Origin of the sequence: Vogesella oryzagri (genome assembly GCF_040148885.1) — a bacterium.
Lineage (GTDB): Bacteria > Pseudomonadota > Gammaproteobacteria > Burkholderiales > Chromobacteriaceae > Vogesella > Vogesella oryzagri.
Genome location: NZ_JBEFLD010000011.1, coordinates 66,150 through 91,458, shown reverse-complemented (window position 1 = coordinate 91,458; position 25,309 = coordinate 66,150). Strand labels below are relative to the sequence as shown.

At 63.4% G+C, this 25,309-nt stretch carries 24 protein-coding genes; 7 read left to right on the top strand and 17 right to left on the bottom strand.

Annotated elements, in window-relative coordinates:
• Window positions 1-38 precede the first annotated feature (38 nt).
• Window positions 39-860: a basic amino acid ABC transporter substrate-binding protein gene (locus ABNW52_RS18025; RefSeq protein WP_349590913.1), complete on the bottom strand. Its 822-nt coding sequence runs from the start codon at window positions 858-860 to the stop codon at window positions 39-41.
• A 107-nt stretch (window positions 861-967) separates the two neighbouring features.
• Here ABNW52_RS18025 and ABNW52_RS18020 point away from each other — a divergent pair, with 107 nt between their 5' ends.
• The gene (locus ABNW52_RS18020) at window positions 968-1,660 is read left to right on the top strand and encodes a hypothetical protein (protein WP_349590911.1); all 693 of its coding nucleotides are present in this window, start codon (window positions 968-970) and stop codon (window positions 1,658-1,660) included.
• A 60-nt stretch (window positions 1,661-1,720) separates the two neighbouring features.
• Here the strand turns inward: ABNW52_RS18020 and ABNW52_RS18015 are convergent, their stop codons facing one another.
• Window positions 1,721-3,514 carry an ABCB family ABC transporter ATP-binding protein/permease gene (locus tag ABNW52_RS18015; RefSeq protein ID WP_349590908.1) on the bottom strand — a complete coding sequence of 598 codons (1,794 nt, stop codon included), beginning with the start codon at window positions 3,512-3,514 and terminating at the stop codon, window positions 1,721-1,723.
• 76 nt (window positions 3,515-3,590) lie between these two features.
• Window positions 3,591-3,968, bottom strand: a complete 378-nt coding sequence (apaG, locus tag ABNW52_RS18010) for a Co2+/Mg2+ efflux protein ApaG (RefSeq protein ID WP_349590905.1) — start codon at window positions 3,966-3,968, stop codon at window positions 3,591-3,593.
• Window positions 3,969-4,079: 111 nt separating this feature from the next.
• On the opposite strand from apaG, the gene rpe reads away from it, so the two are divergent.
• Both rpe and ABNW52_RS18000 read left to right on the top strand, forming a co-directional pair.
• Window positions 4,080-4,766: a ribulose-phosphate 3-epimerase gene (gene rpe / locus ABNW52_RS18005; protein ID WP_349590904.1), complete on the top strand. Its 687-nt coding sequence runs from the start codon at window positions 4,080-4,082 to the stop codon at window positions 4,764-4,766.
• Complete coding sequence (locus ABNW52_RS18000; protein WP_349590902.1) at window positions 4,763-5,488, top strand: SDR family NAD(P)-dependent oxidoreductase; 726 nt, start codon at window positions 4,763-4,765, stop codon at window positions 5,486-5,488. The genes rpe and ABNW52_RS18000 overlap by 4 nt, the downstream gene beginning before the upstream one ends.
• Window positions 5,489-5,543: 55 nt before the next feature.
• Here the strand turns inward: ABNW52_RS18000 and ABNW52_RS17995 are convergent, their stop codons facing one another.
• Window positions 5,544-6,671, bottom strand: a complete 1,128-nt coding sequence (locus ABNW52_RS17995; RefSeq protein ID WP_349590899.1) for a hypothetical protein — start codon at window positions 6,669-6,671, stop codon at window positions 5,544-5,546.
• 115 nt (window positions 6,672-6,786) lie between these two features.
• Between ABNW52_RS17995 and ABNW52_RS17990 the strand changes: the two genes are divergently transcribed.
• A complete protein-coding gene (locus ABNW52_RS17990) occupies window positions 6,787-7,482 on the top strand; it encodes a phosphoglycolate phosphatase (RefSeq protein WP_349590896.1) in 696 nt (231 codons plus the stop codon).
• Window positions 7,483-7,683: 201 nt separating this feature from the next.
• The gene (gene trpE / locus ABNW52_RS17985) at window positions 7,684-9,150 is read left to right on the top strand and encodes an anthranilate synthase component I (RefSeq protein ID WP_349591020.1); all 1,467 of its coding nucleotides are present in this window, start codon (window positions 7,684-7,686) and stop codon (window positions 9,148-9,150) included.
• A gap of 204 nt (window positions 9,151-9,354) precedes the next feature.
• Here trpE and ABNW52_RS17980 read toward each other — a convergent pair whose 3' ends face one another.
• From ABNW52_RS17980 to ABNW52_RS17970, 3 genes are all read right to left on the bottom strand, one after another.
• Window positions 9,355-12,198 (bottom strand): putative bifunctional diguanylate cyclase/phosphodiesterase, encoded by a 2,844-nt coding sequence (locus ABNW52_RS17980; protein ID WP_349590894.1) that lies wholly within the window; start codon window positions 12,196-12,198, stop codon window positions 9,355-9,357.
• On the bottom strand, window positions 12,198-13,184 hold the full coding sequence (locus tag ABNW52_RS17975) for an ABC transporter substrate-binding protein (protein ID WP_349590892.1): 987 nt from the start codon (window positions 13,182-13,184) through the stop codon (window positions 12,198-12,200). The genes ABNW52_RS17980 and ABNW52_RS17975 overlap by 1 nt, the downstream gene beginning before the upstream one ends.
• A 175-nt stretch (window positions 13,185-13,359) precedes the next feature.
• Window positions 13,360-14,478 carry a Card1-like endonuclease domain-containing protein gene (locus ABNW52_RS17970; RefSeq protein WP_349590889.1) on the bottom strand — a complete coding sequence of 373 codons (1,119 nt, stop codon included), beginning with the start codon at window positions 14,476-14,478 and terminating at the stop codon, window positions 13,360-13,362.
• A 109-nt stretch (window positions 14,479-14,587) separates the two neighbouring features.
• Here ABNW52_RS17970 and ABNW52_RS17965 point away from each other — a divergent pair, with 109 nt between their 5' ends.
• A complete protein-coding gene (locus tag ABNW52_RS17965; protein ID WP_349590886.1) occupies window positions 14,588-16,069 on the top strand; it encodes a cobyric acid synthase in 1,482 nt (493 codons plus the stop codon).
• Window positions 16,070-16,333: 264 nt separating this feature from the next.
• Window positions 16,334-17,137 carry a substrate-binding periplasmic protein gene (locus ABNW52_RS17960; protein WP_349590885.1) on the top strand — a complete coding sequence of 268 codons (804 nt, stop codon included), beginning with the start codon at window positions 16,334-16,336 and terminating at the stop codon, window positions 17,135-17,137.
• 64 nt (window positions 17,138-17,201) lie between these two features.
• On the opposite strand, the gene nagZ is transcribed toward ABNW52_RS17960, so the two are convergent.
• From nagZ to lepA, 10 genes are read right to left on the bottom strand one after another with little or no spacing between them, the layout of a single operon-like run.
• The gene (gene nagZ / locus ABNW52_RS17955) at window positions 17,202-18,287 is read right to left on the bottom strand and encodes a beta-N-acetylhexosaminidase (protein ID WP_349590882.1); all 1,086 of its coding nucleotides are present in this window, start codon (window positions 18,285-18,287) and stop codon (window positions 17,202-17,204) included.
• A 7-nt stretch (window positions 18,288-18,294) separates the two neighbouring features.
• Entirely contained in the window at window positions 18,295-18,690 is a 396-nt protein-coding gene (acpS, locus tag ABNW52_RS17950) for a holo-ACP synthase (RefSeq protein WP_349590880.1), read from the bottom strand.
• 3 nt (window positions 18,691-18,693) lie between these two features.
• Entirely contained in the window at window positions 18,694-19,425 is a 732-nt protein-coding gene (gene pdxJ, locus ABNW52_RS17945; protein ID WP_349591018.1) for a pyridoxine 5'-phosphate synthase, read from the bottom strand.
• Window positions 19,426-19,450: 25 nt separating this feature from the next.
• Entirely contained in the window at window positions 19,451-20,182 is a 732-nt protein-coding gene (recO, locus tag ABNW52_RS17940) for a DNA repair protein RecO (RefSeq protein WP_349590878.1), read from the bottom strand.
• Window positions 20,163-20,516: an antibiotic biosynthesis monooxygenase family protein gene (locus tag ABNW52_RS17935; RefSeq protein WP_349590875.1), complete on the bottom strand. Its 354-nt coding sequence runs from the start codon at window positions 20,514-20,516 to the stop codon at window positions 20,163-20,165. The genes recO and ABNW52_RS17935 overlap by 20 nt, the downstream gene beginning before the upstream one ends.
• A gap of 26 nt (window positions 20,517-20,542) precedes the next feature.
• The gene (gene era / locus ABNW52_RS17930; protein WP_349590873.1) at window positions 20,543-21,433 is read right to left on the bottom strand and encodes a GTPase Era; all 891 of its coding nucleotides are present in this window, start codon (window positions 21,431-21,433) and stop codon (window positions 20,543-20,545) included.
• Window positions 21,430-22,143 (bottom strand): ribonuclease III, encoded by a 714-nt coding sequence (gene rnc, locus ABNW52_RS17925; RefSeq protein WP_386108463.1) that lies wholly within the window; start codon window positions 22,141-22,143, stop codon window positions 21,430-21,432. The genes era and rnc overlap by 4 nt, the downstream gene beginning before the upstream one ends.
• Window positions 22,144-22,146: 3 nt before the next feature.
• Window positions 22,147-22,524 carry a DUF4845 domain-containing protein gene (locus tag ABNW52_RS17920; RefSeq protein WP_349590870.1) on the bottom strand — a complete coding sequence of 126 codons (378 nt, stop codon included), beginning with the start codon at window positions 22,522-22,524 and terminating at the stop codon, window positions 22,147-22,149.
• 20 nt (window positions 22,525-22,544) lie between these two features.
• Window positions 22,545-23,507 (bottom strand): signal peptidase I, encoded by a 963-nt coding sequence (gene lepB / locus ABNW52_RS17915; protein ID WP_349590868.1) that lies wholly within the window; start codon window positions 23,505-23,507, stop codon window positions 22,545-22,547.
• Window positions 23,507-25,300 (bottom strand): translation elongation factor 4, encoded by a 1,794-nt coding sequence (gene lepA / locus ABNW52_RS17910; protein ID WP_349590866.1) that lies wholly within the window; start codon window positions 25,298-25,300, stop codon window positions 23,507-23,509. The genes lepB and lepA overlap by 1 nt, the downstream gene beginning before the upstream one ends.
• Between the last annotated feature and the right edge of the window lie 9 nt (window positions 25,301-25,309).

Genomic DNA, 25,309 nt, shown 5'->3' with positions numbered 1-25,309 from the left:
CGGGCCTGCAACCCAGACCCGCCGTTTGCGACAACTTGTTATTTGGTACCGAAGTACTTTTTGAAGATCTGGTCGTAAGTACCGTCAGCCTTGACGGCCTTGATACCGGCGTTGATCTTGTCCAGCAGCTCCTTGTTGCCCTTGTTTACCGCAAAACCGTAATACTCGGGCGCAAAGCTCTTGGTGTCTTCCACCGTCACCATGCCATGCTGCGGGTTGTTGGCCACATAGTTGGCCACCACACCGTTATCACCCACGGCAGCATCAACCCCGCCACCTTCCAGCTCTTTCAGTGCCAGCGGCATGCTTTCGAAGCGCTTGATGTTCGGGTTGGTCTTGCCCAGCAGCTTCTGCACGACTTCGTCGCCGGTCGTGCCGGTCTGCACGGCCACTTTCTTGGCCTTCAGGTCTGCAAACGACTTCACATCGGCCACACCCTTGCCAACGGCGATCAGCTGGCGTGCCTCAAAGTATGGATCCGAGAAGTCCATGCTTTGCTTGCGCTCGTCGGTAATGGTGATGGCGGACGACAGAATGTCGCGGTCACCCTGCGGCAGGGTGGCGAACATGCCTTCCCACGGGGTATTCACGAACTTGACCTTGAAGCCGCCCTTGGCCGCTACGGCGGTCAGCACATCCATGTCGAAACCGACAATTTCCTGCTTGTCGTTCTGGAACTCGAACGGTGCGTAGCTGGCATCGGTGCCCACCACGTATTCTTTCATCTCGCCCCCCGCTGCCGGCGCAGCGGCTTGCGGTGCAGAAGCCTGTTGCTGGGCCTCCTGTTTCTGACCGCAACCGGCCAGTGCAAAAACGGACAACAACATCCCCGCGAGCAGCGTTCTTCTGTTTTGTTTCATTCCCTTGTTCTCCTAGGCGTGATAGCCGGCCCATTCGTTGTACAAACAACCGGCGTGCTAATATAACAACCTCATTCGGGGGCCACAACGCCCGCATAACCGCTGTTTTGCCTGCTAAATTTATCCACATGCAATTAACTCGCACCATTGCTGCATTACTGATCGCCACAATGGCATTTTCTGCCAGCTTGAGCCATGCCGAAGGCGAAGATGCGCCACTGCCGGGCGATTTTCAGCCCACCCCGGCGGCCAAGCCACCGAAGGCAAAACCGCTGCAATTGCCACCGGTAAATCCAAACCCGGCCAAAGCGCCGGCACAGAGCAAGAGCGAACCGGCACATCAGGAAGCAGACAAAACCGCCGCCAAACCGGCCAAGCGCAGCAAAACCAGCACCCGGAACGCAACGCGCAAGGCGAAAACCTCCCGCGCCGTCGCCGGCAAAGCAAGCAAGCCCAGTGCCAGTCGCAAGCAACTGACCAGCAAGCGCCAGCAGGCGAGCCCGCACCGCGCGACCAAACTACAGGCACGCAAGGCGACACGCCAGGCGGCGAGCAAGCACCGGACCAAAGCCGTCGCCCCTCGTCAAGCCAGCCGCAGCAGCAAGGCCAGCACCCTGCGCCAGCGCAGCGCCAAAGCACAGCCATCGGCCCGCAGCGGCAAGCGCACCAACAAGGCGACGGCCAGCCGCTTGCGCAAAGCATCGGCAGCCACCACCCCCAAAGTCGGCAAGCAAAAAGCGACGCCAGCCAAAGCACAGAAAAAACGCAAGCCACTACGCAAGACCAGCAGCGGTAAGTAAGCGACCAAACACAACGCCCCGCCAGTTAGCGGGGCGTTTTACGTTGGCCGCAACGCGTCCTCAGGCCGGCTCCGGCTCCCCTTCCTGCTGCAGGCGCCACATCTGCGCATAACGTCCGTCGCTCGCCAGCAGCTCGCGGTGACTGCCACGCTCGACGATGCGCCCCTGCTCCATCACCAGAATGCAGTCGGCATCGGCAATGGTGGACAGCCGATGCGCGATGATCAGCGTGGTGCGGTTGGCGGCAATGCTCATCAGCTCGGCCTGGATCGCCTTTTCGGTGTGCGAATCCAGCGCGCTGGTCGCCTCGTCGAACACCAGCACCGGCGGGTTTTTCAGGATGGTACGCGCGATCGCCACCCGCTGCTTTTCGCCACCGGACAGCTTCAGACCACGCTCGCCCACCGTGGTGAGGTAGCCATCGGGCAGGCTCATCACGAAGTCATGAATGTGCGCCGATTTTGCCGCCTCGATCACCTCCTCGCGGCTGGCGTCCGGCCGGCCATAGGCGATGTTGTAATAGATGCTGTCGTTAAACAGCACGGTATCCTGCGGCACGATGCCGATATGCGCGCGCAGGCTGTCCTGCGTCAGCTCGCGGCCATCCACGCCGTTAAAGCGGATGCTGCCGCCACTCACGTCGTAAAAGCGGAACAGCAGCCGCGACAGCGTGGACTTGCCGGCGCCGCTGGCACCAACCACCGCCACGGTCTGACCGGCGGGAATCTCGAAGCTGACATCGTGCAGGATCTGGCGCTTGGCATCGTAGCCAAAGTTCACCGCCTCAAAACGGATGTGCACATTGCGGCTGGCCAGCACCTGCGCCTGCGGCCGGTCCGCCACTTCCGCCCCCACGTTCAGCAAGGTGAACATGCGCTCCATATCGGCCAGCGAATGCTTGATCTCGCGGTAGACAAAGCCGAGGAAATGCAGCGGCGACCACAACTGCGTCAGGAAGGTTGCCACCAGCACCACATCGCCCACCGTCATCTCGCCGCTGACCACGCCGCGTGCGGCCAACCACATCACCAGCGTGACGCCGGTAGCGATGATGGTACCCTGCCCGGCATTCAGCGCCGACAGCGACACCTGGTTCTTGATGGCGGACTGCTCCCAGGACGCCAGATTAGTGTCGTAGCGCTGGTTTTCGTAGCGCTCGTTGCCGAAGTATTTCACCGTTTCGTAGTTCAGCAAGGCATCGATGGCCTTGCTGTTTGCCTTGGAATCCAGATCGTTCATGCTGCGGCGGAACACCGTGCGCCACTCGGTGACCAGCAGCGTAAAAGCGATGTAGATGGCAATGGTGCCGAAGGTCACCACCGCAAACCAGGCGTTGTAACGGTGCAGCAGAATGCCCACCACCAGCGTGATTTCCACCAGCGTGGGCAGGATGTTGAACACGGTGAAGTTGAGCAGAAAACCGATGCCCTTGGTGCCGCGCTCGATGTCGCGGCTCATGCCGCCAGTCTGGCGCTCCAGGTGAAAGCGCAGCGACAGCCGGAACAGGTGCGCAAACACCTCGCGCGCCACGCTGCGCACCGCGCCCTGCACCACGCGGGCAAAAATGGCATCACGCAATTCACCCAGCACGCTGGACAGCAAGCGCCCCAGGCCATAACCGGCCAGCGCCAGCACCGGCAGCGCCAGCACCACGTTACGGATCGACAGTTGATCGACAATGTCCTTCAGGTACAGCGGCGTCATTACGCCGGCCACCTTGGCCGACACCAGACAGACCAGTGCCAGCAGCACGCGCCACTTGAAGCGCCACAGATAGGGCAGCAGGGTTTTCAGGGTTTGCAGATCGTTGCGGTCGGCTGGCGCCGGGGTCGAGGGATGAGCGTAATGTCGCATTCGGTCAAGGGCAATCAGGCTGCGCCGGGCAGGCATGCGGCCAACCCGGCAGTAGAGAGGAGAACGGCAAGACGCGTCAGTGCAGCACGCGCGGCGCGATCAGGTGAAATTCCGGGATGTCGGCATCGAAACGTACACCGTCATCGGCCTCCATCTGGTAACTGCCGCGCATGGTGCCGTACGGCGTGCGGATGGTGGCACCACTGGTGTAGGTAAACTCCTCGCCCGGCGCCAGGTGTGGATGCTCGCCAACCACGCCGGCGCCGCGCACTTCCTGCACCTTGTCGTTGGCATCGGTAATCAACCAGTGCCGGGTCAGCAGCTTGGCCGGCACCTCGCCGGTATTGCGAATGGTAATGCGGTAGGCAAACGCATACTGGTCGTCGACGGCATTGGAGTGTTCTTCCAGATAGAAGGCCTGGGCCTCGACGGTAATGTGATGTTTCTGGCTCACGGCAAATCCTCGTGGCGGCATGTGAAGTCTGATTCTACGCCACGTCGCGCCGTCCGGCTGCTATCGCGTACAATGAGCGGCATTTTTCCGACCCCGTATTGCGCACACGCCATGAGCCAATTCCGCATTGCCCCGTCCCTGCTGTCCGCCGATTTTGCCCGTCTGGGCGAGGAAGTCCGCGACGTCATCGCCGCCGGCGCCGACATCATCCATTTCGACGTGATGGACAACCACTACGTGCCGAACCTGACCATCGGCCCGCTGGTGTGCGAGGCAATCCGTCCGCACACCACCGCCCCGATCGACGTGCACCTGATGGTGACCCCGGTCGACGCGCTGGCCGCCAGCTTTGCCAAGGCTGGCGCCGACATCATCACCTTTCATCCGGAAGCGTCGCACCACATTGACCGCACCCTCGGCCTGATCAAGGACGCCGGCTGCAAGGCCGGCCTGGTGCTGAACCCGGCCACCTCGCTGTCGCACCTCGACCACGTGATGGACAAGCTGGACATGATCCTGCTGATGTCGGTAAACCCGGGCTTTGGCGGCCAGAAGTTCATTCCGCAGACGCTGGACAAGGTGCGCGCAGTGCGCCAGCGCATCGATGAGCACACCGCCAAGTACGGCGGCGAGATCTGGCTGGAAGTGGACGGCGGCGTCAAGGTGGACAATATCGCCGAAATCGCCGCCGCCGGTGCCGACACCTTCGTCGCCGGCAGCGCCATCTACGGCCAGCCGGACTACAAGGTAGTGATCGACGCCATGCGTGCCGAACTGGCCAAGGTTGGCCGCGCATGAAGCTGGCCATCGTCACCGGCGCCTCGCGCGGCCTGGGCGCCGCGCTGACCGCGCAGCTGCTGGCCGACGGCTACCGCGTGGCGGCCATTGCCCGCGACTGCAGCCCGCTACCGGAGCATCCGCAGCTGATCACGCTGGACGCCGATCTGGCCGACAGCCAGCTGCTGCCGCTACTGCTGGAGCGTGCGCTGGCGGCGCTGGGCGACGGCGACAGCTATACGCTGCTCAACAACGCCGGCACGGTGCAGCCGATTGCCAGCGCCGATGCGCTGCCGGATGAGGCCACACTGCAAGCGGTGGCGCTGAACCTGTCCGCGCCGATGCTGCTGTGCAGTCACTTCCTGGCGCTGACGCCGGCGGATAGCCCGCGCCGCATCATCAATATCTCCTCCGGCGCTGCGGCCAACCCCTACCCGGGCTGGGCGGTGTACTGCGCCACCAAGGCCGGACTGGACCACTTCACCCGCACCCTGGCCGCCGAGCAGGCGCAACGCGCGGTGCCGGCGCTGGCAGTATCGCTGTACCCGGGCGTGGTGGACACCGGCATGCAGGCCGAAATCCGCGCCGCCGACCCGGCCGCGTTTCCGAATCGCCCGCGCTTCGAGGCACTGAAGGCCGATGGCGAGCTGACCACACCGGCCACGGCCGCGGCACGCATCGTCGGCTACCTGCACAGCCCGGTGTTCGGCAGCCAGCCGGTGCTGGACATCCGCCAGCTATAAGCCGCCACGCGGCGTCACCCGGCAACAAACATCCCCGCCGCGGCGGGGATGTTTGTTATGCGGCCTTCGCTAGCTGGCGCTTTTTCGGCTTCGCCTTGGGCGCCGGCGTGGCCTTGGTTGCCGGCTTGACCGGGGCGGCTGGTGCAGCTTGCGCTGCGGCGTCCGCTTCCTTGTCTGCTTCCTCCGCCGGTTCTGCCGCCGCGTCCGTTACGGCGGGCTTCATCCAGGCCGGCAACTCCACGTTTTTATAATCCACCACGTTGGCCGCAGTCGGCTGCAGGGTGAATACCGGCTTGCCGCTGTTGCTGACATCCAGCCGCGTCAACAACCCCAGCTTCATGCCGTCGGCCCCGCCTACCGCCACAGAACGCTGCTCTTCCATCGCCAGCAGCTTGCCCTGCCGGCTGACCAGCAGCTCGGTCTGGCTTTCCGATTGCAGCCGCAGTGGCTCGCTGGCGGCCATACCCGCCAGACCGTCGGCAAACGCCTGCACGTCCGGGCTGTCGCTGTGGCGTTTGATGCTGGCCACCAGCTCGGTCACCATCTGGCGCGTCAGTACCCGATCCGCCACCGGGTCCAGCGTCAGGCGGATACGGTACTGGGCGCCGCGCTGGCGATCCGCTGCGGTCAGCGGCTGGAAGGTGTACGCCTGCCGCTCCACCGCGGCATACACCCGCTGCACGATTTCCGGCACCTCGGCCAGCACCGCGGCAACCGGCACGTCTTTCAGTTTGTCCTGCGGCAGCTGAAACTTCACCAGCTTGTGCTTGAGCGACGGAAACATCAGATCCGCCACCGAGCCATCCACGTACAGCGTCAGGGTATCCAGCTGCAACTGCAGCGGAAAGCGCACCCAGGCCTCGGCCTGTGGCCGGGTAAAGCGCACCGTCGGGATCAGCTCGATGCGCCCCTGCGTCATGTCCACCGCGCCGCGGTACTGAAAGCGGAACGACCCCGCCAGCTCCTGCATCAGCGCCTCGCTGGCCGGCGTGCTCTTGCCGGGAATGCGCAGGCTGGTGATACGGGATTCGCCATCGAAGTTGTAACCGGCTTCCGCCGCGTGGTGGTACAGGGTGTAGATGGCGGCCTGGTCGGCACGCTTGCCTTCCAGCGGCAAGCTGGCGCAGCCGGCCAGCAGTAATGGTGCGGCCAACAAGGGGAAAGATCGGGACTGGGAGAACATCACAGTTCGCTTTATGACAATGGGCAAGCCTGCGATGGTAGCCATGCTGGGGCGGCGGAACAAGCCAGTCGCCATCGAGTACAATATTGGCACTCTCCGATTCCGATCCGACACCATGAACCTGAAGCACATCAAAGCCATTGCCTTCGACCTGGATGGCACCCTGGTGGATTCCATCGCCGACCTGGCCGCTAGCGCCAACGCCATGCGCGAAGCCATGAACCTTGCCCCGTTGCCAGCAGAGCGCGTGGCCTCCTATGTCGGCGACGGCGTCGGCAGCCTGGTACACCGCACGCTGACCGACAGCATGGACCAGCACAGCGACGAAGCCACCTGGACCCAGGGCTTCAATCTGTTCATCCGCCATTATCACGAGCACCTCACCGTGCGCACCCGCATGTACCCGGGCGTCTCCGACGCTCTGGGCCTGCTGCGTTCACTGGAACTGCCGCTGGTGGTGATCACCAACAAGTCGCAGTTCCTGGCCATGCCGCTGCTGCAGCAGCTGGACATCGATACCGCGTTCAGCCTGATCCTGGGCGGCGACAGCCTGCCGGAAAAGAAACCTTCCGCCCTGCCGCTGCTGCATGCCGCCGCGGTACTGAACGTGAAACCGCAGGAAATGCTGCTGGTGGGTGATTCGGAAAACGACATCGCCTGCGCCCGCAAGGCCGGCGCGGTGGCGGTAGCGGTAAGCTACGGCTATCGCGATGCCACCACGCTGCAGGCCGACCTGATAGTGGGCAGCCTGGTGGACCTGTTCGCGCTGCTCAAGCAGTCGCACGACCCGCACGTGCATCGCCGCGACTGAGCAGCGACAGACACCGCGCCGCCTGTACGGCTGCGCGGTTTTCCGCCACAATGCCCCGGCATATCCCGTTGATGACTGTTACCCGATCCGCGATGAAATTCCTGCCCAACCGTGCCAGCTGGCGATGGCAATACTGACAGCCACACCAAAGCCCATTCGTTCCTGGCGCTGCCGCGCCGACTGCAAAGACACCCGGATTTCATCATGACGCCACAACAATTTGCCGAGCTGGCCGCTGCCGGCTACAACCGCATCCCCGTCACTCTGGAACTGTTTGCCGACCTGGACACCCCGCTGTCGGTGTACCTGAAGCTGGCCAACCAGCCGTATTCCTACCTGCTGGAATCGGTGGTCGGCGGCGAACGCTTCGGCCGCTACTCCTTCATCGGCCTGCCGGCCACCACCCGCCTGCGCGTGCAGGCACAGAACGTGCAGGTGGAATACGGCGACAAGGTGATCGAACGCCACGAAGGCGACCCGCTGGGCTTCATCACCAGCTTCATGCAACGCTTCAACACCCCGCCGATCGCCGGTCTGCCGCGCTTTACCGGCGGCCTGGTCGGCTATTTCGGCTATGACACCGTGCGCTATGTCGAGAAAAGGTTGGCCGCAATGCAGAAGCCGGACCCGATTGGCACTCCGGACATCCTGCTGATGCTGTCGGAAGAACTGGCGGTAGTGGACAACCTATCCGGCAAGCTGTACCTGGTGGTGTACGCCGATCCGGCGGTGCCCAACGCGCTACAGAAAGCACAGGCGCGGCTGAACCAGCTGCGCGGCAAGCTGCGCGAAAACATCAGCATTCCGCTGTCGCTGCCCTCCACCACCACCGAGGCGGTATCCGAGTACGGCCAGGACGCCTTCAAGCAGGCGGTCAGCGATGCCAAGAACTACATTCTGGACGGCGACATCATGCAGGTGGTGCTGTCGCAGCGCATGAGCATGCCGTTTGCCGATTCGCCGCTGTCGCTGTACCGCGCGCTGCGCAGCCTGAACCCGTCGCCGTACATGTTCTACTACCACTTCGACGACTTCCACGTGGTAGGCGCCTCGCCGGAAATCCTGGTGCGCCGCGAGGACGATACCATCACCGTGCGCCCGATCGCCGGCACCCGTCCGCGCGGTAAGACCCGCGAAGAGGATCTGGCGCTAGCTGACGAGCTGCTGGCCGACCCGAAGGAAATCGCCGAACACGTGATGCTGATGGACCTGGGCCGCAACGACGTTGGCCGCGTGGCCGACACCGGCAGCGTGCGCATCACCGACAATATGGCCATTGAGCGCTATTCGCACGTGATGCACATCGTGTCCAGCGTGGAAGGTACGGTGAAGCCGGAGGTGTCCAACATCGACATCCTGAAAGCCGCCTTCCCTGCCGGCACGCTGTCCGGCGCGCCCAAGGTAAGGGCTATGGAGATCATCGACGAGTTCGAGCCGACCAAGCGCGGCGTGTACGGCGGCGCGGTGGGCTACCTGGGCTTTACCGGCGACATGGACATGGCCATTGCCATCCGCACCGCGGTGATCAAGAACGACACGCTGTACGTGCAGGCTGGTGCCGGCATCGTCGCCGACTCGGTGCCGGAATCGGAATGGCAGGAAACCCAGAACAAGGCGCGTGCCGTGGTGCGCGCCGCCGCGCTGGTACAGCAGGGACTGGATGCCTGAACGGTAGCGCACCTCTCAGAGACAAGGCCCGCCAACTGGCGGGCCTTTTGTTTGCGGCGCTGTATCCTGCACCGGCCAACGGGACCACTCGATAACAAGGCCGGCGAAGACACCAGACCAGTGCGGCGGCGCATGTCAGGCCGCACGCCTGATACACCTCGCAGCCAAATTCAGCGCCCTGCCAGCAGCCGCAGTACCGCCGGCTCAGATTTCAAAATTCCAGCCCTCGCCATCCGGCCCGACCACGTGATGCCGCTGCAGCCAGGCTTCAAGCTGTATCACCGCCATTGGCCGGGCAAACAGGAAGCCCTGTACCTGATCACAGTGCAACCGTCGCAACTGCTCCAGCTGCGCGGTCGTCTCCACCCCCTCGGCAATGGTGACGAAGCCCAGCGAACGGGCCAGGCTGACAATGGCACGCACAATGGCAATGCCACGCCCCTGCTCCAGATCCTGTACGAAACTGCGGTCGATCTTCAGCCGGTCCACCGGGAAGCGGCGCAGATAATTAAGCGAGGAGTAGCCGGTACCGAAGTCATCGATTGCCAGGCCCACACCCAGGTTGTGTAGCCGCTCCATCAGTCCCAGCGCATCGTCCGGATCTTCCAGCACCACGCTTTCCGTCAGCTCCAGTTCCAGACAGCCGGCCGGCAGCGCCGCCTCGTGCAACAGCTGCGCCACCTGTTCCACCAGTTGCGGCTGGCGGAACTGCAGCGCGGACAGGTTGACCGCCACCGCCGGCACCCGGATGCCGCGCTCGCGCCACTCGCGCATCTGGCCGATCGCCTCTTGCAGCACCCACATGCCGATCGGCACGATCAGGCCGCTTTCTTCTGCCAGCGGAATGAACTCTGCCGGCGAGACCACACCCAGCTCGGGATGCATCCAGCGCAACAGCGCCTCCACCCCCACCAACTGGCCCTGCATATTGCACTGCGGCTGGTAGTAGAGCTGCAGCTCGCGCTTGTCCAGCGCGCGGCGCAGCTCGGCCTCCAGCTTCAGCCGCGCCGCCGAACGCTGCTGCATCTGCGCGGTAAAGAAGCGGAACGTGCTGCGCCCCTCGGCCTTGGCACGGTACATGGCGGCATCGGCGGCGCGCAGCAGTTCTTCCAGCGTGCTGCCATCCACCGGAGCCATGGCAATGCCGATGGACGGCGTACTGATCAGCTCGTAGCCGCTGAGGTAATACGGCGTCGACAGCGCCCGCACCACGCTTTCGGCCAGATGGCCGGCGCCCGACTCGTTGGTTTCCGGTAGCAGGATGATGAACTCGTCGCCCCCCAGCCGCGTCAGGGTGTCCTTTTCCTGCAGCAGCGACAGCAGCCTGCGGCCAACCTCTACCAGCAACTGATCACCAACACTGTGCCCCAGGGTGTCGTTGATGTTCTTGAAGCGGTCCAGATCGATGAACATCAGCGCCAGCGGGGTATTGTCGTGCCGTGACAGCGACAGCGCCTGCGCGGCATGGTCCTGCAGCAGCGCACGGTTGGGCAACCCGGTCAGGCTGTCAAAATAGGCCAGCCGGCGGATGTACTGCTCGGCCTCCTTCTGGCTGCTGATATCGCTGAACACGCTGATGTAATGGCTGACCTCGCCATCCTCGCCACGCACCGCCGAAATTGATTGCCACTCCGGGAATATCTCGCCGTTCTTGCGGCGGTTCCAGATTTCCCCCTGCCAGTAGCCGCGGTTGGTGATTTCCTGCCACATGCGGCGATAGAAGCCTTCGTCATGGCGGCCAGAAGACAGCACGCTCGGCGTGCGGCCAACGATATCGTCCTGTTCGTAGCCGGTAATGCGGGTAAAGGCGCTATTGATCAGCACGATATTGCGGAAGCTGTCGGTGACCAGAATGCCGTTGTGTGCCGCGGCAAACACCTGCGCCCACAGTTGCAGCTCGTCCTCGGCATGCTTGCGGATAGTGATGTCATGCGACAGCACAATGCAGCTGCCGCTGCCGTCCGGGCCATCCTTGCGCGCGGCGGACAGCTCGAACCAGCGTGCCTCACAATCCAGATACAGGCAGATGCGCTGGCCGCGCGACACCCCCTGCTGCAGCGCCTGGCGAATGGCCAGGCACACCGTGTCGGCGGCATCCAGCGGCATCACCTGATGCGCTAGCTTGCCCAGCAACTGCTCGCGCGTGGCGCTCAGGCTGTCGCGGGCGGTATTGGACCATACCTGCAGGTAGCGCCCCTCCGGCGACATTTCGAACAGCAAATCCGGCACCGCCAGCAACAGCGCCTCGCGCTCCTGGACCAGCTGGCTGGCCGCCTGTTTTTGCGCTTCCAGCATGCCCAGCGAATCCTGCAGCTGCTGCTGCAGTGTATTGAAGGCCCGGAACAGCGCGCGCACCTCCTGCACCCCGACCTCCGGCAACGGCTGCAGGGTGCCATCCTTGGCGTAGCGCAGCGTGGCGGCGCGCAACAGCCCCAGCGGGCCGGCAACATAGCGCTGCGCCAGCCAGCTCAATAGCAGCACCAACAGCAGCAGCATCACGCCCGGCAGTACAAACACCTGCAGCACCTGCCAGCGCAGCTGCTGCGCGGTGGCATTGAGGTCGTAACGGAGCAACACAATGCCGCGTTGCTTGCTGCGCACCACGTCACGCTCCAGCGGCGCGTAGGAAATCCCCACCAGCACGCTGCCCTGCCGGCGATCCACCTGCACCACGCCCAGCCGGCTGCTACGCAGCGACTGCAGCAGTGAGGCATCGAACCACGATTGCAGCGCCAGCTCCTGCCCCAGCTGCTGGCGGTCCAGCGCATGACGCACGATGCCTTGCGGATCGGCAATCAGCACCTGGCTGATGCGCGGGTCGGTCGCCAGCATAGCCAGCTCCTGGGCAATGTCTTCCTGGTGCAGTTCGCTTTCGGCCAGCAGGTACTGGCTCAGGCGAAAGACATTCTGCAGCCCGTCGCGGCGGGCATCGGCAAACTCGGCATCCAGCCGGCTGCTGACGCCGATCAGGTAGGCGCCCCCCAGGGTAAGCACCACCATGACGGCCACGATGAGCACCAGCTGGCTCTTGAGCGACCCCAGACGCATCAGCCGCCCTCCCGTAGTGCGTCGGGCAACAGCAAGTCGTCCAGCGCCAGCTCTGCCCGCACCAGCCCGGCGCCCTGCATCACCGTCATCAATTCGCGGGCCGCCTGCTGCAGCCGTGGCGGCTTGCCGTCAAACCAGCCCAGGTTTGCCTGGCGGTCGGGAAAATCCACGCCCCAGAAATAGGATTTGACGTCCTTGCCCTGCTCGCCCAGCAAGGCAGCCAGACCGGCCAGCGTTTGCCGCTCTTGCTGGTCAAAGGCCGCCAGCACCCGGAAATGGCCCGCCAGCAAGCGCCGCAGATTATCCAGCTGTACCGCGGCGACTTCGCTGCGCACCGCCAGCACATCCAGGATGCGGCCAGGAATCGCCACACTGGAAAACAGCAGCCGGGCCCCCACCGCCATCAGTCGATGGGCAAATGGCTCCATGGTGACAATGGCATCGACCTTGCCGGCCAGAAACGCCTTCTCGTGCTGATCCAGCAGCAACGGCACCACCGTGACATCCGAGGGCAGCAGCTGTGCCTTGCCCAGCACCGCCGCCAGCATCACCGCGCCTACCGCGCTCTGCTCCACGCCGATCCGCTTGCCGGCCAGCTGCGACAGTTCGCTGATCGTATCCTGCACCAGCAGCACATCGGCGCCGGCGGAAATATCCAGCACCGCCGCCACCTGCAGCGACACACCCTCCGCCCGCATGGCAATCACTTCATCCAGGGTCAGACAGGCGGCCTCCAGCACGCCGGAGGCCAAGCCCTGCATCACCAGGGTGGCCGACGGGAAACGCACCATGCGAATCTGCCCGGCCGGGTAGAGTCCGCTTTGGGCGGCCAGCTCCAGCATCAGATAGCCGGGCCAGCCGTTGCTGCCCACCCGCAGCAACGGGGTGGGCAGACGGCAGCCAGCCAGGCCGGCGGCCAACAGGGTCGCCACCGCGGCGCGCAGGCAGTCGCGCCGGGCATACCGGTAAGAGGTGTGGGGGGGCATTCGTTTTTTGGTGATCGCTGTCGACAAGGGCTACTTGGCAGTATCCGACATATTTATTAGCGAAGCTAAATGTAAGCGCCATGATGCCATGCAGCGGCCATGCCAGGCAGAAATCAACAGGCTGCCAGCAGGCCCTGGCCGGCGCGGCCAACCTGCCGCCACGCTCCAGCCGCTGCTAATCCAGCCGCCCCAGCAGCCAGCGCCGCAGCAGGTCATCGGCCTGCAACAGTGCCTCTCCCGCCAGGGTAGCGATCCCCTGCCCGCGCGCCCGGTCGTGCTCGCTGCCGGTGGGCGGATACAGGCTGACCAGCATTGCCTGGGCATCCAGCCCGCCCAGCCGGGCGGCGCTGTCCAGCTTGAACAGATTGTCCAGTCCAACCCCGCGCTGTTTCGGGCTGGCCGGCGCCGTGGTCTTGCACTCCACCAGAAACAGCTGGTTGTTACACAGGATGGCCACGTCGTATTCGTTTTCCACGCCATGGTGGCTCACCTTCACCCCCACGCCGGCATCGCTGATCGGCAAGTGCGGCGCCATGCGTGCCACCAGCGACAGCAGCCAGACTTCCAGCCAGCCGCCGGACAGGAACGACCGCGCCGGCGCGTCGTTACAGCGCAGGTGGCCGATGTGGTCAAACGTCACCATGCCGCTTTGCAACAACCAGTGCCGCAGGAAATGCTCGCTGCGCGGCAACAGTCGCCGGCTAAACTGGCGCGCATCCAGCTCATTGCACAGCCGGTTGAGCAACGACAACTCGTGCGGATGGCTGGCGGCACGGGGCGCCAGGCTTGCGGCCAACTGTTCCAGCTGCAGATTGCGCTGCCACAACCGGTAGCGCGACTCGCGCACGCGGCAGCCATACAGCGCAAAGTAGTCTTCCAGCGCCAGGCCGTCGGCGATATCGCTGCCACTGCGCACCGGCTGCTGTTCGCCGCCGGACAGCCAGATCAGGCGATCGCGCCGGTGATCCAGCGCCATCACCGGCAGCTGCCGCTGCCGAGCCAGTTCGTACGCCAGCGCCGCCTGCACCGGCGAAGCCGCACTCAGGTTCAGACATAGCGGACCGTGCAGCAGCTCGGACAGCCGCTGTTTCAGCGCCAGCGGCTGGCTATCCGGCGGCACGGTCACCACCGCGACCGGCAGCTGCTGGTTGCGGCACACGCCGGCAATATCATAGGCCAGCCCCAGCTCGGCCTCCTGACACAACAAGGTAACGCGCGTCACGGCAAAGCGGCGGTCCAGCGCCGGGGTAATGATGTCGGTGACCACGCGGTCGACAAAGGCAAACAGGTGCACGGCGGCTTCTCCCAGGTTGGCCGCATTGTAAAGCCTGCCGCCCGTCGCGGCCGCCCCCGCGCGCGGCCATGCTGCTAGAATCGCGCTCCGCTCTCGACAGGAACACCCCATGTCCGCCCCCCACCCCGCCTGCTGGCCATGGCCCACCTTGATGGTACAGGGCTGCACCTCGGATGCTGGCAAAAGTACCGTGGTCGCCGCATTGTGCCGGCTGCTGGCCCGCCGTGGCCTGCGGGTGGCGCCGTTCAAGCCGCAGAATATGGCGCTGAACAGCGCGGTGACAGCCGATGGCGGCGAAATCGGCCGCGCGCAGGCACTGCAGGCGCTGGCAGCCGGAGTCGAGCCGCACAGCGACATGAACCCGGTGCTGCTCAAGCCCAGCTCGGACACCGGCGCGCAGGTCATCATCCAGGGCCGGGTTCGCGCCGACATGGACGCGCGCGACTACCACCACTACAAGACCACCGCCATGCACGCGGTACTGGACTCCTACCGCCGGCTGCAGCAGGGCTACGACGCGGTGGTGGTGGAAGGCGCCGGCAGTCCGGCGGAAATCAACCTGCGCGACCGCGACATCGCCAATATGGGCTTTGCCGAGGCGGTGGATTGCCCGGTGATCATCGTCGCCGACATCGACAAGGGCGGCGTGTTCGCCCACCTCACCGGCACGCTGGACTGCCTGAGCCAGAGCGAGCGCGACCGTGTCATCGGCTTCGTGATCAACCGCTTCCGCGGCGACATCAGCCTGCTGCAAGGCGGTCTCGACTGGCTGGAAGCCAAGACCGGCAAGCCGGTACTGGCGGTGCTGCCCTATCTGCACGGCCTGCAGCTGGATGCGGAAGATAGCATCCAGCAACAACAGCAACGCGGCAGTTTCGACATCGTGGTGCCGGTACTGCCGCGCATCAGCAACCACACCGATTTCGACGCCCTGCGTGCCCACCCGCAGGTGAACCTGCACTTTGTCGGCCCAGATGCGCCCAAGCCGCCGGCGGATCTGGTGATCCTGCCGGGCAGCAAGCATACCCGCGCTGATCTGGCCTTTCTGCAACAACAAGGTTGGCCACAGTACTTGCAGCGTCACCTGCGCTACGGCGGCAAGCTGCTGGGCATCTGCGGCGGCTACCAGATGCTGGGCCGCCAGGTGCACGATCCGCTGGGGGTGGAAGGCAGTGCTGGCAGCAGTGCCGGGCTGGGCCTGCTAGCCATCGACACCACGCTGGCCGCCGACAAGACCCTGCGCCAGCGCCACGGCCAGTGCGCATTTGCCCAGGCCGCCGTCAGCGGCTACGAAATCCACATGGGGCTCAGCCATGGCCCTGACTGCGCGCGCCCGGCGTTTCTGCTCGATGGCGCTGCCGATGGCGCCATCAGCAGCGATGGCCAGGTGATGGGCAGCTACTTGCATGGTTTATTCGATCACCCGGCAGCCGGAGCCGCCTTGCTGCAGTGGGCCGGGCTGGATAATGCCGACAGCGTGGATCTGGCGGCCCTGCGTGAGGCCAGCATCGAGCGGCTGGCCGATGCCTGCGACGGGTTGTACCAACGCTTGAGCAGCCTGTCACCCGGCCGGCATAGCGGCGGCCAATAATGCAGCCTGCGTTTTGTCTGACAAAATGCATAGCGTTGTAAAAACAACAAAAATTTATCAAAACACGATTCTTTGATGCGCTTTGTATATCAAACAATGGAAACAGCAACTTGCGCAAAATTTCATTTGCATAAAATGATTGTTTTCGCTAGCACACATGCGAAAACCGTAATCAAATCAAATATCCGGAATACTCCGCTTGTCGCCCACCAAGTGCCTGCCTAGACTGGCACACTGTTTCCGCCCGTTTTCAAGATTGTTGCCATGCCGTTAGCCCGCTTGCTTACTACCACCGCCCTGTTGCTGGCCACCAGCCTGCCTGGGGCCGCCGCTTTTGCGGTCGCCGCGCCTTGCGCGCAACTGGTAGCGTCCGGCAACCCGGAGTACCCCCCGTACCTGTGGGTGGACCCCAGCGATGGCAAACACCTGGTAGGCGCCGCGGCCGACATGATGCAGCTGCTGTCGCGCGAAGTGGGTATCCCGATCACGGTGAACTACACCGGCCCGTGGGCGCGGGTACAGAAATCGGTGCGCGATGGCCGTGTCGACCTGATTGCCGGCGCGTTTTACACCCAGCCGCGTCGCCAGTACATGAGCTACATCCAGACGCCGCTGACAATTACCCGCACTGCGATCTGGATGCGCGACAGCAAGCCGGTCAGCTACAGCCGCTGGCTGGATCTGGTGGGCTATCGCGGCGTCACCGTGGTGAACAACAGTTTCGGCGAGGAATTCGACCGCTTCGCCGAACACAGCCTGAACATCGAGACCGTCGGCAGCGTGGAAAACGCGCTGCGCATGCTCAGCCTGGGCCGCGCCGACTACCTGATTTACGAAGACGCACCGGCGCAGGCCTATGCCACCCGCCTGGGGCTGCAGAACCTGAAAACCGCCAGCGGCACTATCACCCGCGAACCGCTGTACCTGACGCTGGGTCACCAGTCCGCCTGCTTCAGCGATGTGCTGTACCAGCGCCTGAACAAGGCGATGAAGAAACTGGTGGACAGCAAGGTGATGGAACAGCTGATCGAAAAAAACCTGCAGCGCTGGCAGGAGCAGGCCAACTAGCCACCTGCGGCCAACATGCAAAAAGCCCAACCGATGGTTGGGCTTTTTTTACACCGTGCGCGACTCAGTAGGCTTCGCCGACGATCGGTCCCTGCAGCGTTTCGCGCGGCAGCCCCAGCTGCAGCACCGCCTGCTGCGCGGCCTGAAAAGCCGGCGTGGCCAGCAGCGCCTGCCAGTCGGCCACCCCGCCCTGCCCGGCCATGCGCGCCAAGCGCTCGGCCAGCCGGGGCAGTGCCGGCGGCGTCAGCCGGGCCAGCAATTCGTCGGCCAGATCCGGGCGATTGCATACCAGCGCCATGTCACAGCCAGCAGCAAAGGCAAAATCGGCACGGGCGACGATGTCGCCAACGCCGGCCGCGCCTTCCATGGTCAGATCGTCGGAGAAGATGGCGCCATCAAAGCCCAGCTCGGTGCGCAGAATGTCCTGCAACCAGACTTTGGAAAAGCCGGCCGGCTGGGCATCCACCGCCGGATACACCACGTGCGCTGGCATCACCGACGCCATACCGGCCGCCGCCAGCGCGGCGAACGGCTGCAGATCATCCGCGCGCAATTGCGCCAGACTGCGCTGATCGACCGGAATCACATGATGACTGTCGCCCTCGACAAAGCCGTGCCCGGGGAAGTGCTTGCCACAGCTGCCCATGCCGCCACGCTGCAGGCCACGCTGCAGTGCCACCGCCAGCGCCGACACCACGGCAGGGTCGCGGTGGAAACTGCGGTTGCCGATCACCGCGCACTGGCCCCAGTCGAGGTCCAGCACCGGAGTGAACGACAGGTCCACGCCGCAGGCTCGCAGCTCGGCGGCCAACACGTAACCGACGTTCTCGGTCGCCGCGCGGGCAACCTCGGCCCCTTCTTGCTCCCATAGCTGGCCCAGCAGCTGCATCGGCGGCAGGCGGGTGAAGCCGTCGATGAAGCGCTGCACGCGGCCGCCTTCGTGGTCGACGGCGATCAGCAGCGCCGGGCTGCGCAGGGCGCGGATCTCGGTGGTCAGCGCCTTGAGCTGCTCGATATTCTGGAAGTTACGACGGAACAGGATCACGCCGCCCACCAGCGGGTGCAGCAGGCGCTGGCGCTCGTCGTCGCTCAGGATGAAGGCGGCCACGTCCGCCATCACCGGGCCGCGGGGCAGTTGCAGAGTTGTCATGTCTGGCTCACAGGTTGGCCGCGCCGGCGGTTTCGCATACCACAAACGCCAGCGCATGTTGTTGTTCGTCGGAAATCGACAGGTGCACGCTGCAGATGCCGCGTGCCGCGAGAAAGTCTTTCAGCGAATCGTCAAAGGCAAACATCGGCTTGCCCAGCGCATCGTGGCTGACGGCGATCGCCGTCAGCAGCACTGGCTCGCGGATGCCGGTACCCAGCGCCTTGCCCAGTGCCTCCTTGGCAGCAAAGCGCTTGGCCAGGAAGCGCGCCGGCTTTGCAGCCTGCGCCAGCTCTTCGCGCTCCGGCGCTGCCAGCAGGCGACGGCCAATGGCCAGCCCCCAGCGCGCCAGCAGTCCCTCGAAACGCTCGATCCGTGCGATGTCGGTGCCGATACCGTATATCATCGCTTACTGGCCCTGGCGACCTTCGATCATCAGCGCCTTCATTTCGCGCACCGCATCGGCAAAGCCCACCATCAAGGCATGGCTCACCAGCGCATGGCCGATATTGAGCTCGGCGATTTCCTGGATGGCGGCGATCGGCTTCACATTATGGTAGTTGAGGCCATGACCGGCGTTCACCACCATGCCCAGATGGGCGCCGAACACCGCGGCGTCACGGATGCGCGCCAGCTCGGCGGCCTGCTCCTCATGCTTGAAATCGGCATGGGCGTAGGCACCAGTGTGCAGTTCGATCACCCGCGCGCCGGCATCCCAGGCCGCCTGGATCTGCTCCACATCCGGATCGATAAAGATGGACACGCGGACCCCGGCCTCGCTCAACTGGCGGGTGAATTCGCGCACCTGGTCGAAATAGCGGATTACGTCCAACCCACCCTCGGTGGTGACTTCCTCGCGCTTTTCCGGTACCAGGCACACGTCTTCCGGCTTGACGCGCAGCGCATTGGCCAGCATTTCGTCGGTCAGCGCCATTTCCAGGTTCATGCGTGTCTTGATGGTGGCGCGCATGGCGTCCACGTCGTGGTCCTGGATGTGACGGCGGTCTTCGCGCAGGTGCAGGGTGATCAGGTCGGCGCCGCTGGATTCGGCCACCAGCGCCGCTTCGATCGGGCTGGGGAAACGGGTGCCGCGCGCCTGGCGCAGGGTGGCTACGTGGTCAATATTCACACCGAGCAGAATCATGCTTGTCTCCGGCTGGCGCGGCCTAATCGGCCAGCGCATACAAAGTCGTCAGTAATTCGCGGGTGGCCAGTGGTTCCGGCCCCAGCAGTTCATCCAGTAATAAGCGGGTGAGCAGTCTGGCGTCCCGCCGGGTCTGCGCCTGGCCCAGGTCGCCCGCGGCCATGGCCAGCAGGCTGCTGCCCGGCAGCAGGCAGCTGCGCGCCGGCGCTCGCTCGATGGGTGCCACCCGCTGCGGTGGCTCGCCAAAGCGGCACAGATACTGTGCATCCGGCGCGACGGCCTGCTCGTCGGCATCTGCGGCCAACATTGGGGCATAACCCAGCAGGGTGAGCAAGTCCAGCTCGAAACGGCGCAGGACGTTGCCAAACTGTACATCGCCGGCCAGGGTGCGCACGCCGCGGTCGTATAACTTGAACAGTTCCGGCGCCGGGTCGTCGCGCGGCGCCAAGCGCAGTAGCAGTTCATTGAGATAGAAGCCGCACACCAGACGCTCGCCGGCAAACTGCGGCACGCCGCCGCGCCAGTCGGCCACGTGCAGGGTGCGCAATTCGCTCTTACCGAACCACGACAGTTGCAGCGGCTGGAACGGCAGCAGCAGGCCACGCAAGTCGGAGCGCGGCCGCCGTGCGCCGCGCGCCACCAGAGTGAAACGGCCGTAGTCCCGCGTCAGCACCTCGACCAGCAGGCTGGTCTCCTTGTACGGCTGGCTGTGCAGAACATAGGCGGGCTGGCGGTCAACCTTGCCCGGCTGCATCACCCTGCTCCGACCGCTGCCAGACCTTGGCGCGCTCTACCTTGGCCACCCGCAGCGCCAGGCCAGCATACCAGCGGGCAAAGCCCTGCTGCTGCGCCAGACGGTGCTCGGCATCCGCCTTCCAGGCCGCGATGGCTTGTTCGCTGCGCCAGTAGGACACCGTGATGCCGAAGCCGTCACCATCGCGGGCGCTTTCGGCGCCAAGAAAGCCAGGCTGCTCACCGGCCAGCTGCACCATGCGTGCAGACATATCGCCATAGCCGTCGTCACCGGCGGTGCGCTGACTGCTGAAGATCACCGCCCAGTACGGCGGCTCGGGAGTGTTAGCAAACATGCGGCCAATCTTGTGCTGGGGCGGGTTTAGTTGATGCCGAAGTCGCGCAGGAAGCGCACATCGTCGGCCCAGCCGGATTTCACCTTCACCCACACTTCCAGGAACACCTTGCAGTCAAACAGCTGCTCCATGTCCAGGCGCGCTTCGGTGGAAATCTTCTTCAGCTTTTCGCCACCGCGGCCAATCACGATGGGCTTCTGCCCTTCCTTGTCCACCAGCACCGCCACGTAAATGCGGAACATGCTGCCGTCCACCTCGAACGACTCCACTTCCACATTCATCTCGTACGGCAGCTCCTCGCCCAGATAGCGGAACAGCTTTTCGCGCACGATTTCGGCGGCCAGGAAGCGCTGGGTCTTGTCGGTGACCATGTCTTCCGGATACAGCGGCACCGACTCCGGCAGATGCGGACGCACTTTGTCCAGCAGCTCGGTCAGCCGTTGGCCGTGCTTGGCGCTCACCACCTCGACATCGACAAACGGAAACTCGGCCTGTGCCTCTTCGATGAAGGCCGACAGCGCGAGGCGATCCTTGGCCTTGTCCAGCTTGTTCAGCACCAGCACCACCGGGGTCTTCTTCGGCAGCAGCGCGATCACCTCGCGGTCGGCCGCAGACAGGCGCATCGCTTCCAGCACGAACAACACGCAATCGACGTTGGCCAGCGAGTCTTTCACGCTGTTGTTCAGCGTCTCGTTCAGCGCACCCTTGTGATAGGTCTGAAAGCCCGGGGTATCAACGAAAATGAACTGCGCGTTCGGCTCGGTGTAGATGCCGTTGACACGGTGGCGCGTGGTTTGCGCCTTCTTGGAGGTGATGCTGATCTTCTGGCCGATGAGATGGTTCATCAGCGTGGATTTGCCGACGTTGGGACGGCCAACGATGGCGACAAAGCCGCAGCGGTACGGGGTGTCACTCATAATGTGTTTTTCTTGCCAGCGGCAAAATGTTGTTCCAGCAACAACAGTGCGGCCTCGGCCGCTTGTTGCTCGGCACCGCGACGGCTGCTGCCCTCGCCGGTGGTGATGATGGCCAGTTCGCCCAGATCACACTGCACGCGGAACGATTGTTCGTGCGCCTCACCGTTCTGCGCCAGGATGGTGTAGCGCGGCAGCGCCAGACGGCGCGCCTGCAGCGCTTCCTGCAGCCGGGTCTTGGCATCCTTGGCGTGGCGGGTCGGGTCGATGGCGGTGATGCGGCCAAGATACAGCCGTCGCACCACCTGCTCGGCGGCCTGGAAATCGCGATCGAAGCTGATGGCGGCAAAGGTCGCCTCTACTGCATCGGCCAGAATCGACGGCCGGTTGAAGCCGCCGCTTTTCAGTTCGCCCTCGCCCAGGTACAGGTAGTCGCCCAGCTTCAGCTCCTGCGCGATCTCGGCCAGCGTGTTCTGATTGACCAGGTTGGCCCGTAGCCGCGACAGTTCGCCTTCGCTCAGTTTCGGAAACTGGTCGAACAGCATGCGCGCCACGGTGTAGTTGAGAATGCTGTCGCCGATGAACTCGAAGCGCTCGTTATTGGGCGTGCCAAAGCTGCGATGAGTCAGCGCCTGCTTCAGCAAGTCCGGCTTCTCAAAAAAATAATCCAGCGCCGTGCTAAGGCGCCGGAATCGGTTGTCTTGTTGGCTCACGGTTTATTGTTGTTGGTCCTGCAGCACCGGAACACTGCCGGCCTGATATTCGAAATGAAACACCAGCTTGATGTCCTTCATGATCGGCACATTGGTGTCGTAACGGATGCCGACACCCAGCTTGCCCCCGGAAGAAACCACCAGCAGGTCTTCCTTCTTCACCGAGTTGAAATCCTGCACGATGTCGTTGTTCTCGAAACTGCGGCGAACTTCATGATCGGTCTGATCCTGATCCACCACGATCTCGTCGATGGTGCGCTTGATGGCATTGTATTCGGTGTATACCGGCACCACCTTCAGCACCACAAACACCACCATGGCGGCCAACATGGCGAACGCCAGCAAAATCAGGAACGAGAAACCACCCTGCGAACGCTTCATCTCCAGCCCTTTCCAATAGCTCAGTGAATGCGGGTACCGATACGCGAGAAGTCGCCAAAGTTCATCCAGATCAGGAAGGCCTTGCCCACCAGCAGACGGTCTTCGACAAAACCCCAGTAACGGCTGTCTTCGCTGTTGTCGCGATTGTCACCCATCATGAAATACTGTCCCTGCGGTACTTTGCAAGTAAAACCGTCATCACGGTATTCGCAGTTTTCACGACCGGCGAACTGACGCACGCCATTGGGAATGTAAACCGGTGCTTCCGGCATCACCAGGGTGTGGAAAGACTTGCCGTCGATGGTTTCGTTGAACTGCTGGGTACGCACCAGCATCAGCCCTTTTTCCAGGTATTCCAGCTCGCCGGCAGAAACATGGGCGACCGGCTTGCCGTTGATGGTCAGCTGCTTGTTGCGATAGTCGACCACATCGCCCGGCGTGCCGATGACACGCTTGATGAAGTTGATCTTTTCATCTTCCGGATAGTTGAACACCACCACATCGCCGCGTGCCACCTGGCCAATCGGCAGCATCACCTGGTTGGTCACCGGCAGGCGCAGGCCGTAGTTGAACTTGTTGACCAGGATGAAATCGCCTACCACCAGCCCCGGCCGCATGGAGCTGGACGGGATCTGGAACGGCTCGGCCACAAACGAGCGCAACAGGAATACCACGGCGATAATCGGAAAGAACCCGCGCGGGAAGTCGATGTAGTGTGGCGCACGCTCACCCTCGGCACGCTTCTTGGCCAGCAACCACTTGTCGGCGGCCCAGATGACACCGGTGATCAGCACAATGATCAGCATGACCGTACCGAAGCTCATGTAGCCGGACAGCAAGCCGAATGTTCCGCCCAGCAGTGCCAGATAGCCCCACTCCACGGAGGAAGACGGCGAACCGTCTTCATTCTTGGCCGAAAACAGGATCAGCAGCAGGCCAACCACGGCCAGCACTACCCATACCCACACCAGGTTCGTCCCCATTACTTGTCCCCAACTTGCAGGATGGCCAGGAAGGCTTCCTGCGGGATTTCCACGTTACCCACCTGCTTCATGCGCTTTTTACCGGCCTTCTGCTTTTCCAGCAGCTTCTTCTTACGGGTGATGTCACCACCGTAGCACTTGGCCAATACGTTCTTGCGCAGCGCCTTGACCGTCTCGCGCGAAATGATGTGGCTGCCGATGGCGGCCTGTACCGCGATGTCGAACATCTGGCGCGGAATCAGTTCGCGCATCTTGGCCACCAGCTCGCGACCACGGTACACACTGGTAGCACGGTGCACGATCAGGCTCAGGGCATCCACCTTCTCGCCATTGACCAGCACATCCAGCTTCACCAGATCGGCGGCCTGGAACTCCTTGAACTCGTAGTCCAGCGAGGCATAGCCACGGCTGGTGGACTTGAGTTTGTCAAAGAAGTCCATCACCACTTCGTTCATCGGCAGGTCGTACTTCAGCATCACCTGACGGCCCATGTACTGCATGTTGCGCTGCACGCCGCGCTTCTGGTTGCACAGGGTCATCACCGAGCCGACATAATCCTGCGGCACCAGGATGGTGGCGGTGATGATCGGTTCGCGCAGCTCGTCGTACTTGCCCGCCTCCGGCATCTTGGACGGGTTAGACACTTCGCTGACGGTACCGTCCTTCATCACCACTTCGTAGATCACGGTCGGGGCAGTGGTGATCAGGTCCATGTCAAACTCGCGTTCGAGACGTTCCTGCACGATTTCCAGGTGCAACAACCCCAGGAAGCCGCAACGGAAGCCAAAGCCCAGCGCCTGCGACACTTCCGGCTCGTACTTCAGCGAAGCATCGTTCAGCTGCAGCTTTTCCAGCGCATCACGCAGCGACTCGTAATCGTGGCTTTCCACCGGGTACAGGCCGGCAAACACCTGCGACTGCACTTCTTTGAAGCCGGGCAGCGGCTCTGCAGCCTGGTTATTCACCAGCGTGATGGTATCGCCGACCTTGGCCGACTTCAGTTCCTTGATGCCGGCGATGACGAAGCCCACTTCACCGGCACTCAGCGCCTCGCGCTGCTCCGATTTCGGCGTGAATACGCCCACTTGCTCGCACAGGTGTTCGGCCTGGGTGGCCATGAACTTGATCTTGTCCTTGGGCTTGAGCTTGCCGTCGATCACGCGCACCAGCATCACCACGCCGACATAGTTGTCGAACCAGGAGTCGATGATCAGCGCTTTGAGCGGACCGTCCGGATTGCCTTCCGGCGGCGGAATCTTGCTGACCACGGTCTCGAGGATATCCTCGATACCGATACCGGACTTGGCCGAGGCACGCACCGCATCGATGGCCTCGATACCGATGATGTCTTCGATCTCCTGGCTCACGCGTTCCGGGTCGGCCGCCGGCAGGTCGATCTTGTTCAACACCGGCACCACTTCCACGCCCAGCTCGATAGCGGTGTAGCAGTTGGCCACGGTTTGCGCTTCCACACCCTGCGACGCATCCACCACCAGCAGTGCACCTTCGCAGGCAGACAGCGAGCGCGACACTTCATAGGAAAAGTCGACGTGACCCGGGGTGTCGATCAGGTTCAGGTTGTAGACCTGGCCGTCGCGTGCCTTGTATTGCAGCGCGGCGGTTTGTGCCTTGATGGTGATGCCGCGCTCTTTCTCGATATCCATCGAGTCAAGCACCTGCGCACTCATTTCGCGCTGTTCCAGACCGCCACAAAACTGGATGAAGCGGTCGGCCAATGTCGATTTGCCGTGGTCAATATGGGCAATAATCGAGAAATTACGGATATGTTTCATCTGAATCCA

What these genes read in the sequence shown, in the direction of transcription:
- ABNW52_RS18025 (WP_349590913.1), bottom strand. Translation starts at nt 860, where the DNA reads ATGAAACAAAACAGAAGAACGCTGCTCGCGGGGATGTTGTTGTCCGTT.
- ABNW52_RS18015 (WP_349590908.1), bottom strand. Translation starts at nt 3,514, where the DNA reads ATGCGACATTACGCTCATCCCTCGACCCCGGCGCCAGCCGACCGCAAC.
- rpe (WP_349590904.1), top strand. Translation starts at nt 4,080, where the DNA reads ATGAGCCAATTCCGCATTGCCCCGTCCCTGCTGTCCGCCGATTTTGCC.
- ABNW52_RS18000 (WP_349590902.1), top strand. Translation starts at nt 4,763, where the DNA reads ATGAAGCTGGCCATCGTCACCGGCGCCTCGCGCGGCCTGGGCGCCGCG.
- ABNW52_RS17995 (WP_349590899.1), bottom strand. Translation starts at nt 6,671, where the DNA reads ATGTTCTCCCAGTCCCGATCTTTCCCCTTGTTGGCCGCACCATTACTG.
- ABNW52_RS17990 (WP_349590896.1), top strand. Translation starts at nt 6,787, where the DNA reads ATGAACCTGAAGCACATCAAAGCCATTGCCTTCGACCTGGATGGCACC.
- ABNW52_RS17980 (WP_349590894.1), bottom strand. Translation starts at nt 12,198, where the DNA reads ATGCGTCTGGGGTCGCTCAAGAGCCAGCTGGTGCTCATCGTGGCCGTC.
- ABNW52_RS17975 (WP_349590892.1), bottom strand. Translation starts at nt 13,184, where the DNA reads ATGCCCCCCCACACCTCTTACCGGTATGCCCGGCGCGACTGCCTGCGC.
- ABNW52_RS17965 (WP_349590886.1), top strand. Translation starts at nt 14,588, where the DNA reads ATGTCCGCCCCCCACCCCGCCTGCTGGCCATGGCCCACCTTGATGGTA.
- ABNW52_RS17960 (WP_349590885.1), top strand. Translation starts at nt 16,334, where the DNA reads ATGCCGTTAGCCCGCTTGCTTACTACCACCGCCCTGTTGCTGGCCACC.
- nagZ (WP_349590882.1), bottom strand. Translation starts at nt 18,287, where the DNA reads ATGACAACTCTGCAACTGCCCCGCGGCCCGGTGATGGCGGACGTGGCC.
- acpS (WP_349590880.1), bottom strand. Translation starts at nt 18,690, where the DNA reads ATGATATACGGTATCGGCACCGACATCGCACGGATCGAGCGTTTCGAG.
- recO (WP_349590878.1), bottom strand. Translation starts at nt 20,182, where the DNA reads ATGCAGCCGGGCAAGGTTGACCGCCAGCCCGCCTATGTTCTGCACAGC.
- ABNW52_RS17935 (WP_349590875.1), bottom strand. Translation starts at nt 20,516, where the DNA reads ATGTTTGCTAACACTCCCGAGCCGCCGTACTGGGCGGTGATCTTCAGC.
- era (WP_349590873.1), bottom strand. Translation starts at nt 21,433, where the DNA reads ATGAGTGACACCCCGTACCGCTGCGGCTTTGTCGCCATCGTTGGCCGT.
- ABNW52_RS17920 (WP_349590870.1), bottom strand. Translation starts at nt 22,524, where the DNA reads ATGAAGCGTTCGCAGGGTGGTTTCTCGTTCCTGATTTTGCTGGCGTTC.
- lepB (WP_349590868.1), bottom strand. Translation starts at nt 23,507, where the DNA reads ATGGGGACGAACCTGGTGTGGGTATGGGTAGTGCTGGCCGTGGTTGGC.
- lepA (WP_349590866.1), bottom strand. Translation starts at nt 25,300, where the DNA reads ATGAAACATATCCGTAATTTCTCGATTATTGCCCATATTGACCACGGC.